Source organism: Amycolatopsis keratiniphila, from assembly GCF_000400635.2.
Taxonomy (GTDB): domain Bacteria; phylum Actinomycetota; class Actinomycetes; order Mycobacteriales; family Pseudonocardiaceae; genus Amycolatopsis; species Amycolatopsis keratiniphila.
This window is the reverse complement of record NC_021252.1, coordinates 7,580,130-7,593,289: the sequence shown is the minus strand read 5'-3', so window position 1 is coordinate 7,593,289 and position 13,160 is coordinate 7,580,130. Positions and strand designations below refer to the sequence as shown.

The window sequence follows — 13,160 nt, the reverse complement described above, 5'->3', positions numbered from 1 at the left end:
GGCGTGTAACGATGGCTGTCGATTAGGGAGGTTTTCGCATGTGCGGGCGTTATGCCGCCACCAAGGACCCGGCGGCGCTGATCGACGAGTTCGCCGCGGTGGACCTGACCGAGGGCCGGATCCGGACCGATCACAACGTGGCGCCGACCAAGGACGTGCCCACCGTCGTGCAGCGGCATCCGCGCGACGCCGACGGCGCGGTGCTGGAAGACGAGCCCGCCGTCCGGTCGCTGCGCATGATGCGCTGGGGCCTGGTCCCGTTCTGGGCGAAGGACCCCGGCGTCGGCTCGAAGATGATCAACACGCGCGCCGAGACGGCCAAGGAGAAACCGTCGTTCAAGAAGGCGGTCTCGGCGAGGCGCTGCCTGGTCCCCGCCGACGGCTGGTACGAGTGGCGGCGTGACGGCAAGGAGAAGCAGCCCTTCTTCATGACCGGGCCAGGTGACGGATCGCTCGCGTTCGCCGGGATCTGGGAGACCTGGCGGCCGAAGGACGACAAGGACGCCGATCCGCTGATCACCTTCTCCGTGATCACCACGGATTCGGTCGGCAGGCTCACCGACATCCACCACCGCATGCCGCTGCTGATGCCGCGCGAGAAGTGGGACACCTGGCTCGACCCCGACCGGCCCGACGTCACCGAACTGCTCGTCCCGCCCCCGGTGGACCTGGTCGACACGATCGAGCTGCGGCCGGTGTCCAGCCTGGTCAACAACGTCCGCAACAACGGCCCGCAGCTGGTGGACCGCGTCGAACCCGCCGCCGACAGCGCGCTCTTCGAGCTGCCGAACTCATGACGAAGCTGGAGATCGACACCGCCTACGGCCCCGCGCGGGCCGAGCTGCACTGTGCCGAGGAAGGGGTCGCGGTCCTGATGCTCGGCCACGGCGCGGGCGGCGGGATCGGCGCGAAGGATCTGGTCGCGGTCACCCGCGCGGCGCAGGCGGCCGGTGTCCACGTCGCGCTCGTCGAGCAGCCGTACCGGGTGGCGGGCCGCCGGGCGCCCGCCCCCGCCACCCAGCTCGACACCGCCTGGCTCACCGTGGCCGACGAGATCTCCGAACGCTTCGACGACCTCCCGATCGTGTTCGGCGGCCGGTCGTCCGGGGCCCGCGTCGCCTGCCGGACCGCCGCGGCGGGGCAGGCGGTGGCGGTGCTTTGCCTGGCCTTCCCCGAGCATCCGCCGGGAAAGCCGGAGAAGAGCAGGCAAGCCGAATTGGACGCCGTCGAGGTCCCGACCCTGGTGGTGCAGGGTGAACGTGACCCGTTCGGCCTGCCCAAGGCGGGGCCGCATCACGAGATCGTGGTGCTCCAGGGGGATCACAACCTCAGCGCCGACCTCGAAGGCGTGTCACGCGCGGCCGCCGAGTGGCTGCAGCGTGTGCTGCGGCCGCTCACCTGAGAACCGCCGCCGGGCGTAGTGCACGGTGACCGCGGCCAGCAGCGGGCCCCAGAGCAGGAGCGGCGCGTAACAGGCCGCCATGACGACGCCGTAGACCGGTGACGCCTCCCAGCTGCCCGGCGACATCGAAGAGCCGGCCTCTCCCCAGCCGAACAGCCCCTGGATCCCCAGCAAGGTCAGCGCGATCGCGCCCGCGGCCGCCGGGAGGATCGCGGCGAGCGGCGGGATCCGGCGGCCGCGCAGCCCCGGGATCCAGCGCGGCCACACCTCGCCCCACGGCCGGACCAGCCCTAGGGTGAGGAACGCGAGCGCTTCGGCGAGCAGGCTCAGACCGAAGACGTAGGCCGTGCCCCAGCCGGGGATGCCGAATTCGTCGAGCCCTTGGGCGGTGAACCCCACGGGGAGGCCGAGGCCCATCGCGATCCGCCACAGCCCGGAGGGCAGGGTCACCAGCAGCGTCGCGTGGGCGGCGAGGTTCGCCCACTTCGGCACGTCGGGCAGGGTCTTGGCCATTTCGTCGCTCCCGGGAGTCGTCTTTCACTTGCGGATGACGATTCCCGAGCGCGGCCTGGTGATCTTCCCGCCGCGGGCCGACTCCACTCCCTCTCGCGGGTGAGGTCAGCCAGCGATCGGGGCGACCACGGCACCGGTGAGCCGCGCCAGGTCACCGGGCGCGAGTTCGACCTCCAGCCCACGGCGCCCGGCCGAGCAGTGCACGGTCTCGAACTTCTCCGCCGACGAATCGATCACCACCGGCAGTCTGCTCCGGTGCCCGAGCGGCGAGATCCCGCCGAGCACGTATCCCGTCGCGCGCTGCGCGGCGGCGGGGTCGGCCATCTTCGCCTTCTTCCCGCCCGCGGCGGCCGCCAGCGCCTTCAGGTCCAGCTGGCCGGTGACCGGGACCACACCGACGGTCAGTTTCCCGTCGACCTCGGCGACCAGTGTCTTGAACACGCGCGCGGGGTCGAGTCCCAGCGCTTCGACGGCTTCGAGGCCGTACGACTCGGCCCGCGGGTCGTGGTCGTAGGCGTGCAGAACGTGTGCCACTTTCTGCTTCGCCAGCAGCGCCGTCGCCGGGGTTCCCTTGCCTGCCATGGGCGAAGTCTACGAGCGGGCGGGAATGCCCGAATGGGCGTCGCTGTTGAAAGGCACGTGTCCACCACACTCGAAGCCCCCCGAATCCTGATCCCGCGCACGCCGGGCGGCCAGGTGATCCGTCCGCGCGTAAACTCGACGACGTCTCATGCGCACAAGCGCATCGACGCCGATCGGGAAGGGAACGGTTTGCCGAGCACGCAGAATCCCGCGCCGGACACGGGCACGGACGCCGAAGAGGCGGCCGCGCGGGCCGAGCGCTTCGAGCGGGACGCGATGCCCCTGCTCGACCAGTTGTACTCGGCCGCCATGCGGATGACCCGGAACCCCGCCGACGCGGAGGACCTCGTCCAGGAGACGTACCTGAAGGCGTACGCGGCCTTCGCGTCTTTCAAGGCGGGTACGAACCTCAAGGCGTGGATGTACCGCATCCTCACGAACACCTACATCAACGGCTATCGCAAGCGTCAGCGCCAGCCGGTGCAGCAGCCCACCGAGGAGATCACCGACTGGCAGATCGCCAAGGCGGAGAGCCACACCTCCAGCGGGCTGCGCTCGGCCGAGGTCGAGGCGATGGACAACCTGCCCGACGCCGACGTCAAGGAAGCGCTGCAGAAGCTGCCCGAGGAGTTCCGCCTCGCGGTCTACCTCGCCGATGTCGAAGGTTTCGCGTACAAGGAGATCGCCGAGATCATGGACACGCCCATCGGCACCGTGATGTCCCGGCTGCACCGCGGCCGCGCCCAGCTCCGTGACCTGCTCGCCGACGTCGCGCGCGAGCGCGGCTTCATCCGCGCGGGCAAGCAGCAGGAGGTGGCGGGGCGATGAGCGAGGACTACTGCGCCGGAGCGGACGACAAGGTCAGGTGCGAGGAAGCCCTCGCCGACATCTACCTGCTCCTGGACAAGGAGTGCAGCGCCGAGCGCGACGCCGCCCTGCGCAAGCACATCGAGGACTGCCCGCCGTGCCTCGAGGAATACGGCATCGACGAGCACATCAAGCAGCTGCTCGCCCGCAAGTGCGGTGGCGACCACGCGCCGGACGACCTCAAGTCCCGGCTGCGGGCCTCGATCCGCCAGACCGTGCAGACCAAGGGCTCGATCACCATCGAGCGCACCGAGGTCAAGGTCGAGCAGACCTTCGAGTAAGCGCGGCCCAGGACACACGAAGGCCCCCGTACCGGATCGGTGCGGGGGCCTTCGTCGTCTGATCGATGATCAGGAGTTGGGCTTCTTGCCGTGGTTCGCGCCGTTCTTCTTACGGTCGCGACGCTTGCGGGCGCGCTTCGACATGTTTCACTCCTCGTCCGAGTGGCCCGCGCGGGGTGATACGACACCGCTGGGCCAGGGTCAACCTCTCCAGTGTGTCATGCGGCCCTCACCCTGCTTGGATGGGGACGTGTCCACCCTTTCCGATCTGCTCGCGGAGAACACCGGCCTGTCCGGTCAAGCCGCGGACCATCTCCAGACCGTGGTCGCCGAATGGCAGCTGCTGGCCGACCTGTCCTTCGCCGACTTCCTGCTCTGGGTCGCCGTCTCGGAGGAACTGCAACCCGACGGCGGCGACTTCGTGTGCGTCGCGCACGCGCGCCCGACGACGGCGCCGACGGCCCATCCGGAGGACGTCGTCGGCTCCCGGTTCACCGAGGACGAGCATCCGCAGCTGGCCAAGGCGAGCCGCGAGGTGCGGATCTGCCGCGAAGAGGACCCGCATTGGTACCGCGACCTGCCGATGCGGCGTGAAGCCATCCCGGTGGTGTTCGGCGGCACGGTGATCGCCGTGCTCAGCCGCGAGACCAACTTGGCCGCCTCGCGGGTGCCCAGCCCGCTCGAGATCGCCTACCTCGGCAGCGCGGGTGACCTGTGCCAGATGATCGTCGACGGCACCTTCCCCAGCCCGGGGAACCAGACGGACACCCACACCAGCCCGCGGGTCGGCGACGGCCTCATCCGCCTCGACCCGACCGGCACGGTGGTCTTCGCCAGCCCGAACGGGTTGTCGGCCTACCACCGGATGGGGCACGAATCGGACCTCGTCGGCCAGCGCCTCGCGCCGCTGACCAGGTCGCTCATCCGTGACCCGTTCGACGCGACCGAGGTGTCGCACCGGATCATCGAGGCGCTCGACGGCAAGCCCAGCAGCCGGACGGAGGCGGATTCCCGGCGCGGCGCCGTCGTGCTGTTCCGTGCGCTGCCGCTGCGCCCCGCCGGGCAGCCCGCCGGCGCGCTGGTGCTGGTGCGCGACGTCACCGAGGTGAAGCGCCGTGACCGTGCCCTCCTTTCGAAGGACGCGACCATCCGCGAGATCCACCACCGGGTGAAGAACAACCTGCAGACCGTCGCCGCGTTGCTGCGGCTCCAGTCGCGCCGGACCTCCAGCGAGGAGGCGCGGCTCGCGCTCGGCGAATCCGTGCGCCGGGTCTCGTCGATCGCGATGGTGCACGAGGCGCTGTCCATCTCGGTGGACGAGCGGGTCGACCTCGACAAGCTGCTCGACAATGTCCTCCCGATGGTCGGCGAGGTCGCGACGGCCGAATCGCAGGTCGGGCTGTCGCGCACGGGCTCGTTCGGCGTCGTCGTCGCCGAGATCGCGACGCCGTTGGTGATGGTGCTGGCCGAGCTGGTCCAGAACGCCATCGAGCACGCCTTCCCCGACGGACGGCCGGGCAAGGTCGAGCTCGTGGTGGAGCGCTCGGCGCGCTGGCTCGACGTCGTCATCCGCGACAACGGGCGCGGGCTGCCTTCGGGCTTCTCGCTGGAACGCAGCGACGGCCTCGGGCTCCAGATCGTGCGGACCCTGGTGGAGTCGGAACTGCGCGGCTCGCTGTCGATCCGGGGACTGCGCGGGGATTCCGAGGAGGCGGGCGGCCGCCGGCTGGGTACCGAAGCCGCCTTGCGCATCCCGCTGTCGCGACGTCTGTAGTGGACTGTCCCTTTTGATCGTCCTCAATGGACAGTCCCACCCGGACACGTTTTAGGGCCGGCGCCCGAAGAGAAGATGGCGCCGGCCCTGTAACGGTTCCGCGGGAGGACTTGTGAAAAGTCCGCTGAAGCCACACCCCCTCGGGGGCGTGTCGGCCTCGCTTGTTAAGCTCAAGTCGGGTACGTGTCACCTCGCGGCGCAGGGCCATAGAGCCACTGCACCGCGGGATTACCCGAAGCTTGGGGGTGCTACTCGGTTTTCGGTGATGCGATGAAGCGTGCGTGAGTTGAAAAACTCAGGCGGAGGTACGCGTGCCGATGTGCGTACGACGGCGCTTCAGGGCCCGTCGCTCGTCCTCGCTCATCCCGCCCCAGACGCCTGCGTCCTGCCCGCTGGCCAATGCCCAGGCCAAGCAGTCGGAAGCGACGGTGCAGCGGTGGCACACGGCCTTCGCCTGCGCTACCTGCGACAGAGCAGGACCGCTGGTTCCCACGGGGAAGAACAGCTCGGGGTCCTCGTCTCGGCAGGCCGCGTCGTGGCGCCAGTCCATGTTTCTGAGCTCCTTCATAACGGCGCGGTACTCCGCGCCATAGTCGTCATGGCGGTCGTTTTTTTGGGTGCTTGTGAATGCTTTCACGAAGCACCCGTTTCGACAAGGGTTTTCTGAAGATCGGTGAGTCAGCTCACCCGGCCGAGCGACGCTCCTGACCTGCGGTTTCGTTCCGAAACGGCCTTCCGATGGGAAGGCCGATGCGGTGAGCGGAGGTTCTGCGTCGATGAGCGGCAGTTCGTACTTTGCCGCAGGCGATCAGCGGTCCCGGTCGTCAGACGATTACCGTCAGTGCTTCCGGGACGCTGAAGAACTCCACCCTCTTCCGCTGGCCGACGAGGTCGCCGTCCACCTGGAAGTTTACCGGTTCAGCAGCGTCTATGCGGATCATCGGCAGGTCATCGTGACGAAGGAGACGTCGTCCGCGTTGGTCGCTCTTCGTGAGCAATGCCTGCCGTACATGCTTGAACACGGTGGGCAATCCCAGACCGCTCAACGCGAAAAGGCCCAGTCCGGTGTCGAACGAGCTCTCCGGGTTCAGGTGGACGGGACGGTCGCCCAGGTAGCTCCACGGATCGGTGTTCGACACGAAAGCGGTCAGCACTTCGGTGGGCTCTTCACCCGGGATGCGGACCGTGAGAGGCGGGCGGCCGAGCGGAGGCCGCAGATGCGACGCCACCGCGGCCCTCAGATAGAGCCCCGCCGTGGTCTGCTTGCCCCGGCGCTTGGCCACGCGGCCGACGACGTCGGCGTCCCAGCCCAGGCCGGCGTTGAAGGTGAACCAGTGGCCGTCGGCGATCCCGAGGCCGACTTTGCGGCTTCGGTCGTTCTCGATGGCGTTGAGGAGCTGATGCGTCGCTTCCACGGGATCGTGCGCGATCCCGAGCGCGCGGGCGAAGACGTTCGCCGAGCCGCCCGGTACGACACCGAGCATCGGGACGTCGCCGACCCGTGCCGGATCGCCGTCGCTGTCCGCGAGGAGACCGTTGACCACCTCGTTGACCGTGCCGTCGCCGCCGTGGGCGACCACGAGGTCGATCCCGTCGCGGGCGGCGGACCGCGCCACGGCCATCGCATGGCCGCGGTAGTCGGTCTCCACCACGTCGAGTTTGACCTGGCTGGCCAGTGCGTGCGCCAGCACGTCACGGCCACCGGCGGTGGTCGAGGTGGCCTGGGGATTCACGACGAGGATGGCACGCACATACCGCAGGGTAAGTGACTCCGGCCCGAAGAGGGGAGCGTCAGGTGACGCGAAGCTCAGTGGCCCGTGCGTCCTCGAAGCAGCACCTTGTGACCCCTGTGGCGGGCGGCCCTCCTCATCGCCGGCAGCTGTCGCGCGTCGTGACAAGTGCACCCGGGCCGACCGCCCGCTCATCGACGACACCGCCAATTCTTCCCATGTGGCGGCGAGGGGAAACCGGCCGACCGGGTGGCATACGATCGAAAGTGCTCACGTACGGTGACCCGCCCTGGTGGGGCGCCGTGTCCGGAAGCCTGGAAGGCTGTTTCGCCGTGTCCATCGCCGACAAGCTCTCGCCCGCGCCCCGTGAAGTCCGCCTCGCCGGCGCCGTCACCGCGCTGCCGGGGCTCGCCCTGATCGTGTTCGCGATCCTGCTCCTGGTCAACGGCCGGGCCGGACCGGAGAACCTCCTGGCCGAAGTCGCCTACTACCTCGTCCTCGCCGCCGGGACGCTGGCCTGCGCGGCCGGGCTGATGATGGGGAAGACGTGGGCGAGGTCGCCCGGCGTGGTCGTCGCGCTGATCCTGGTGGGTGTCGGCTGGTACGGCGCGGGCCCGTCCGGGCAGCCGTTGTGGGGCGTGCCGCTGGGGCTGGTCGGCGTCGCCGTCATCGTGCTGCTGTTCCGCCGCCCTTCGCGCGCGTGGGCGCTCGGGATGCAGGAGGGCGAGACCGAGGAAGAGGCCGCGGAGCGGGACGGCGCCGCGGGCCGCGCGGCGCGTCGTGAACGCGAGGAACGCGACTCCTGACGCCGCTAGACCTGCGCGGCGAGCGCCTTCAGGGGTTCGTCGGTGAGGCGGTCGACGGTCCATTCGTCCATCGGCACCGCGCCGAGCGACTTGTAGAACCCCTGAGCCGGGTTCCAATTGAGCACCGACCATTCGAGACGGGCGTAGCCGCGCTCGACGCAGACCGCCGCGAGGGTGGCCAGGAGCGCCTTGCCGAGGCCGGAGCCGCGCCGCTCGGGGCGGACGTAGAGGTCCTCCAGGTAGATGCCGTGCACGCCGCGCCAGGTGGAGAAGTTGAGGAACCAGAGCGCGTAGCCGACGATCTCGCCGTCGACCTCGGCGACGTGCCCGAACAGGCCCGGCGCCTCGCCGAACAGCGCGACGCGCAGCTGCTCGGGCGTGAGGTGGCATTCGTCCGGGGCGCGTTCGAATTCGGCGAGGTCGTAGACGAGCTGAACGACGGCGTCCACGTCTTCTTCGCGGATACGCCGGATGCGGTCGTCCATTTTCAGTCCTCTGTGGTGGGAAGCAGGTTGAGGTGTTCGATCTGCGGCTCGCCGCGTTCGTCGCCGAGCACCGCGACGCCTGCCGGGTCGAGTCCGAAGTGGACGCCCGCGGTCGACGGGAGACCGATCCAGCGCGCGACCAGGACGCGGCTGAAATGCCCGTGGCCGACGAGGATGACGTCACCCTTGCCGAGCGGCTCGCGGATCCGGTCGATCAGCTTGTCCGCGCGGGCGTTGACGTCTTCCGCGCTTTCGCCGCCGGGGATCGGGTGTGACCACACCGTCCAGCCTGGGACGGTCTCGCGGATCACCGGGGTCGTGACGCCCTCGTAGTCGCCGTAGTCCCATTCGGACAGCTCTTCGGTGACCTCGTCGACGCGCAGTCCGGCCAGCTCGGCCGTGCGCAGTGCGCGGGTGCGGGGGCTGGAGAGGACGAGCGCCGGGCTGCCGCCGAGTACCGCGCGCAGGGTGCCACCCGCGGCGCGGGCCTGTCCTTCGCCCGCGGCCGTGAGCGGGATGTCGGTGCGTCCGGTGTGCCGCCCGTTGACGGACCACTCGGTCTGACCGTGCCGGAGGAGGAAGAGCCGATGTGCCACGTTGCGAATATAGCCTGCCGTCCGGTTATGCTACTGGTGAGTAACATGATGAGGAGACCGTGATGGCGCAGAATCCGACCTACGCGATGTGGAACCGGCTGGCGGGCAAGCCGGTCGGCAAACAGCTGTTCTCGGCGGCGATGTGCCTGCGTGTGCCGTACTTCCGGACGGTGCTTCCGTCGGTGCGCGACCTGCGTCCCGGCCGGTGCGAGGTGACCTCCCCGAAGTGGTGGGGTGTTTACAACCACATCAAGACCTTTCACGCGATCGCGGCCTGCAACCTCGCCGAGATCGCGATGGGCATGCTCGCCGAGGCGACCGTGCCGACGACGCATCGCTGGCTGCCGAAGGGCATGACGGTCGCGTACGTGGCGAAGGCCGAGACGAGCCTGCGCGCCGTCGCGGAGCTGCCGGAGTTGCCGGAATTCGGCGACGAGGGCTTCGAGCTCCCCGTGCCGGTGACGATCACGGACACGAACGGGAAGCCCGTCGTGACCGCGACCATCACCATCTGGGTGACGAAGAAGAAGTAGGACTCCGGGCCCCCTCAGGCATTTATTGAGGGGTAAGTCAAATGTGGCGCGTTGTGCCGTCTGGGGCTTTTGGTGTCCACAGTGGTCACTTCCGGGTGGCATGCGCCTGTGTTGTGCCTGTATGTCCGGTTTCGCGGGGGAGTCGTGAGTGGCAAAGAGGGTTAGAACGAGCATCGCCACTCACGACCCCGGGTCGAAGGCGGAGGCCTCGATCACGAACACGACACGTTTGACTTGCCCCTCAATAGTCCTCTGAATGCGGTCCTTGCGCGTGCAACTACCGCATTCAGAGGACGAAATGCGGGTGGTCAGAGGGGTTTGAACTGTACGTAGGTCGCCATCGTGAAGGTGTTCTTCCCGCTCGCCGAGGGGAGACCGAGCACCTCGTCGGTCACTCGCGTCAGCGGGCCGCAGCCGCTGGTGCCGGGCAGCGCGAGCTGCGAGTCGACGACGCCGAATTTCACCGTCGTCGGGTTCTGCGAGATCACCTCGAAGGGGACCGCGGGATCGTCCTTGACCACCGAGTGCAGCGGCGCGCCGAGGGTGCCGATCGTGCATTCCTTGGGCAGCAAGGGATGCCGCAGGGCGGCGTAGAGGTCCAGTTCGCCGCGGCGCTCGTCATCGGACTGGAAGTCCGAGTAGCCGCCGTACTTCAGTTGGATGGCCGCGCCGAAAGTGCCGCGGATCCGGGCCGGAGCGTGCCGCAGTTCGCCGAACACCTGCGCGTATTTCCCGTCCACCTTGCCTTCGGAGAACGTCAGCCGCATCTCCCCGAGCGGGATCGCGCGGTCGCCGATGGTAAGGACTCCTTGGGCGACAAAGGCTTCACAACGCCACGTGCCGGGGTCGGCGTCGGCGGGCGGAGCGGGGCAGGCGGAGAAGTCGAAGTCGGGCAACCCCGCCGCGGAGGCGTGGCCGGGGAAGACGAAGAGGGCGGCTGCGGACAGGGCGGCCGCGGTCGCGGCGAGGAGGCGTCTCATGCCTCGAAAGAGTGGTCTGTGCCGGTTTGAGCCACATCGGGGAAGCCACCCAAGGGACCCCTGAATCGCCACGTTCGAGTGAAAATAAACGGTGTTTACCCAGCTGACGCGAATCCGCTTCGGATTCGCTCTTGAAGGCGGCTCGAACAGCGGGCGATCATCGGCGCATGTCCCCACTGTCGCGCCGCAAGTTCCTCGGGTACACCGCGCTCAACTCCGCCGCCGCTCTCGGGCTGACCACGATTTCCACCGCACAGGCCGAAGAAGCATCGCCGGGCTTCTCGACGGCCGTGGTCATCGGCACCGGCTACGGCGCCGCGGTCACCGCGCTCCGCCTCGGCGAGGCCGGGATTCCCACGGTCATGCTCGAAATGGGCAAACTGTGGGCCGACCCGGGCCCGGACGGCAAGGTCTTCTGCGACATGCTCCGGCCGGACCGCCGGGCCGCGTGGTTCAAGAACCGCACACAGGCCCCGCTCGCGTCGTTTCTCTGGATGGACCTGGCGAACCGCGACATCGGGCGGTACCCCGGTGTCCTCGACCGGGTGAGCCACGGCGACATGTCCGTCTACGTCGGACGCGGCGTCGGCGGCGGTTCGCTGGTCAACGGCGCGATGGCCGTGACACCGAAGCGGTCGTACTTCGAGGAAATTCTGCCCGCCGTCGACTCGGACGAGATGTACGGCAAGTACTTCCCGCGCGCCAACCAGACCCTCGGCGTGAACCACATCGACCCGAGCTGGTTCGAAACGTGCCGTTCCTATCGCTACGCGCGGGTGTCCCGGAAGGCCGCGGCGCGCGCGGGACTCAAGACGGTGTTCGTGCCCAGCGTTTACGACTTCGAGTACATGAAGCGCGAAGAAGCGGGCAAGGTGCCGAGGTCGGCGCTCGCGTCCGAGGTCATCTACGGCAACAACCACGGCAAACGGTCCCTCGACAAGACCTACCTCGCGGCCGCGCTGGGCACCGGGAAGGTGACCATCAAGACGCTGCACGAGGTCCGCGGGATCACCCGCCAGACCGACGGCACGTACGTCCTCACCGTGCACGAGACCGCCGAAGACGGCGCGATCGTGGCGAGGAAGCAACTCGGCGCGAAATACCTGTTCCTCGGCGCCGGCAGCCTCGGTTCGACGGAGCTGCTCGTGCGGGCACGCGAGACGGGGACGCTGCCGAGGCTGAACGACGAGGTCGGGCGCGGCTGGGGCACCAACGGCAACGTGATGCTGGGCCGTGCCAACCACGCGTGGGACGTCGGCGGATCGCTGCAGTCGGGCATGCCCGCCCTCGGCATCGACGCGTGGGACGACCCGGTGAACCCGGTCTTCGCCGAGGTCGCGCCGGTGCCTGCCGGAGTCGAGACCTGGCTGAGCCTGTACCTGGCGATCACGAAGAACCCCGAACGCGGCCACTTCACCTACGACGCCGCGAGCGACTCCGCGCGGCTCCACTGGAACGCTTCGCAGGGGAAGCCGTCGATCGACGCGGCGAAATCGTTGTTCGACAAGGTCAACCGGGCCAACCGCACGATCTACCGCAGCGACCTGTTCGGGGATACGCGGTCGTTCGAGAACCGGTTCACCTATCACCCGCTGGGTGGTTTGGTGCTGGGTGAGGCCACCGACCTGTACGGCCGTGTGAAGGGTTATCCGAATCTCTACGTGACCGACGGTTCGCTGATCCCGGGCAGTACCGGGGTGAACCCCTTCGTCACGATCGCCGCGCTCGCGGAACGGAACGTGGAACGGGTGCTGGCCGAAGACGTGGCGCGCTAGCTCAGTTCGCGGTCCGCAACTTCTCGTAGTACGCGACACAGTCGTCGTACCGCGGCAGCAATCCCTGCTCCAAGGCCTCTTTCAGGTAGGGCGCCGCGGTGTCCTTTTCGGACACGACGGGTTCGATGTCCCGGGGCCAGGGCAGGGCGAGCTCGGCGTCCATCGGGTTGACGCCGTGCTCGCCCGCCGGGTTGTACGGCTCGGAGCAGAGGTACGCCATGACGGTTTCGTCTTCGAGCGCCATGAAGGCGTGGCCCACGCCTTCGGCGATGTAGACCGCCTTGTACTCGGCGCTGTCGAGCAGAACGGACGTCCATTCGCCGAAAGCGGGCGAGCCGACCCGGAGGTCCACGAGGACGTCCAGCAGCGAACCGTTCGGGCAGTACACGTACTTCGCCTGCCCGGGCGGGGTGTCCGCGAAATGCACGCCGCGGATGGACCCGCGGCGCGACACGCTCGTGTTGGTCTGCCCGAGACGAAGCCGGTGCCCGACCGCTTCGACGAACGCTTCTTCCTGGAAAGGCGCCACGAACAGGCCGCGGTGATCGGGGAAAACCCGCGGGGTGAACTCGAAACAGTCGGGGATGCTGAGGCGCCTGGCGTGCATGTCCTCAATGCTAACGAGCGCATCCCAAGCCGGACGGACGTCTTGCGAAACCTCTTCTGAGCTGCGGAAAACCGGGCCGGTTTGTGACATCAACCGCACCAGAGGGGCGTACTGGTCCGCACGCCTGTCACAATGATCTGACCGCTGCGTCCGCGGCCGTCGCCACACCCACGGCACCGATGGCCGATTGGACGCTTCGCCGACAGGCCGGCGCTACCGCGCTGGGCTG

17 protein-coding genes are annotated in these 13,160 nt (G+C 68.6%); 8 read left to right on the top strand and 9 right to left on the bottom strand.

Going from position 1 to position 13,160, the window contains the following annotated elements; all coding sequences use genetic code 11:
- Positions 1–38 precede the first annotated feature (38 nt).
- Positions 39–797 (top strand): SOS response-associated peptidase, encoded by a 759-nt coding sequence (locus AORI_RS74970; protein ID WP_016337072.1) that lies wholly within the window; start codon positions 39–41, stop codon positions 795–797.
- Positions 794–1,402, top strand: a complete 609-nt coding sequence (locus AORI_RS74965; RefSeq protein WP_016337071.1) for an alpha/beta hydrolase family protein — start codon at positions 794–796, stop codon at positions 1,400–1,402. The genes AORI_RS74970 and AORI_RS74965 overlap by 4 nt, the downstream gene beginning before the upstream one ends.
- Here AORI_RS74965 and AORI_RS74960 read toward each other — a convergent pair.
- Both AORI_RS74960 and ybaK read right to left on the bottom strand, forming a co-directional pair.
- Positions 1,352–1,915, bottom strand: a complete 564-nt coding sequence (locus AORI_RS74960; protein ID WP_043848367.1) for a hypothetical protein — start codon at positions 1,913–1,915, stop codon at positions 1,352–1,354. The genes AORI_RS74965 and AORI_RS74960 overlap by 51 nt on opposite strands.
- 105 nt (positions 1,916–2,020) lie before the next feature.
- On the bottom strand, positions 2,021–2,497 hold the full coding sequence (ybaK, locus tag AORI_RS74955) for a Cys-tRNA(Pro) deacylase (RefSeq protein ID WP_016337070.1): 477 nt from the start codon (positions 2,495–2,497) through the stop codon (positions 2,021–2,023).
- 189 nt (positions 2,498–2,686) lie between these two features.
- Between ybaK and AORI_RS74950 the strand changes: the two genes are divergently transcribed.
- Together AORI_RS74950 and rsrA are read left to right on the top strand one after the other, a co-directional pair.
- Complete coding sequence (locus AORI_RS74950; RefSeq protein ID WP_026466946.1) at positions 2,687–3,325, top strand: sigma-70 family RNA polymerase sigma factor; 639 nt, start codon at positions 2,687–2,689, stop codon at positions 3,323–3,325.
- Positions 3,322–3,645: a mycothiol system anti-sigma-R factor gene (rsrA, locus tag AORI_RS74945; protein WP_016337069.1), complete on the top strand. Its 324-nt coding sequence runs from the start codon at positions 3,322–3,324 to the stop codon at positions 3,643–3,645. Before AORI_RS74950 ends, rsrA begins: the two co-directional genes overlap by 4 nt.
- Positions 3,646–3,714: 69 nt before the next feature.
- Here the strand turns inward: rsrA and AORI_RS84805 are convergent, their stop codons facing one another.
- Positions 3,715–3,789: a 50S ribosomal protein bL37 gene (locus tag AORI_RS84805; protein ID WP_369299112.1), complete on the bottom strand. Its 75-nt coding sequence runs from the start codon at positions 3,787–3,789 to the stop codon at positions 3,715–3,717.
- 106 nt (positions 3,790–3,895) lie between these two features.
- Between AORI_RS84805 and AORI_RS74940 the strand changes: the two genes are divergently transcribed.
- Positions 3,896–5,419, top strand: coding sequence for a sensor histidine kinase (locus AORI_RS74940; RefSeq protein WP_016337068.1), 1,524 nt, complete (start codon positions 3,896–3,898; stop codon positions 5,417–5,419).
- 295 nt (positions 5,420–5,714) lie between these two features.
- On the opposite strand, the gene AORI_RS74935 is transcribed toward AORI_RS74940, so the two are convergent.
- Both AORI_RS74935 and AORI_RS74930 read right to left on the bottom strand, forming a co-directional pair.
- Entirely contained in the window at positions 5,715–5,969 is a 255-nt protein-coding gene (locus tag AORI_RS74935; RefSeq protein WP_007028999.1) for a WhiB family transcriptional regulator, read from the bottom strand.
- A gap of 274 nt (positions 5,970–6,243) precedes the next feature.
- A complete protein-coding gene (locus AORI_RS74930; protein ID WP_016337066.1) occupies positions 6,244–7,170 on the bottom strand; it encodes a diacylglycerol/lipid kinase family protein in 927 nt (308 codons plus the stop codon).
- A 245-nt stretch (positions 7,171–7,415) separates the two neighbouring features.
- On the opposite strand from AORI_RS74930, the gene AORI_RS74925 reads away from it, so the two are divergent.
- Entirely contained in the window at positions 7,416–7,955 is a 540-nt protein-coding gene (locus tag AORI_RS74925; RefSeq protein ID WP_016337065.1) for a hypothetical protein, read from the top strand.
- A 5-nt stretch (positions 7,956–7,960) separates the two neighbouring features.
- On the opposite strand, the gene AORI_RS74920 is transcribed toward AORI_RS74925, so the two are convergent.
- Entirely contained in the window at positions 7,961–8,440 is a 480-nt protein-coding gene (locus AORI_RS74920; protein ID WP_016337064.1) for a GNAT family N-acetyltransferase, read from the bottom strand.
- 2 nt (positions 8,441–8,442) lie between these two features.
- The gene (locus tag AORI_RS74915) at positions 8,443–9,036 is read right to left on the bottom strand and encodes an acid phosphatase (RefSeq protein ID WP_016337063.1); all 594 of its coding nucleotides are present in this window, start codon (positions 9,034–9,036) and stop codon (positions 8,443–8,445) included.
- Positions 9,037–9,098: 62 nt separating this feature from the next.
- On the opposite strand from AORI_RS74915, the gene AORI_RS74910 reads away from it, so the two are divergent.
- Positions 9,099–9,569, top strand: a complete 471-nt coding sequence (locus tag AORI_RS74910) for a hotdog fold domain-containing protein (RefSeq protein ID WP_016337062.1) — start codon at positions 9,099–9,101, stop codon at positions 9,567–9,569.
- Positions 9,570–9,877: 308 nt separating this feature from the next.
- Here the strand turns inward: AORI_RS74910 and AORI_RS74905 are convergent, their stop codons facing one another.
- A complete protein-coding gene (locus AORI_RS74905) occupies positions 9,878–10,549 on the bottom strand; it encodes a hypothetical protein (RefSeq protein ID WP_016337061.1) in 672 nt (223 codons plus the stop codon).
- 167 nt (positions 10,550–10,716) lie between these two features.
- Here AORI_RS74905 and AORI_RS74900 point away from each other — a divergent pair, with 167 nt between their 5' ends.
- Positions 10,717–12,324, top strand: coding sequence for a GMC oxidoreductase (locus tag AORI_RS74900; RefSeq protein ID WP_016337060.1), 1,608 nt, complete (start codon positions 10,717–10,719; stop codon positions 12,322–12,324).
- Position 12,325: 1 nt separating this feature from the next.
- Here the strand turns inward: AORI_RS74900 and AORI_RS74895 are convergent, their stop codons facing one another.
- Entirely contained in the window at positions 12,326–12,931 is a 606-nt protein-coding gene (locus tag AORI_RS74895; RefSeq protein WP_016337059.1) for a dTDP-4-dehydrorhamnose 3,5-epimerase family protein, read from the bottom strand.
- Between the last annotated feature and the right edge of the window lie 229 nt (positions 12,932–13,160).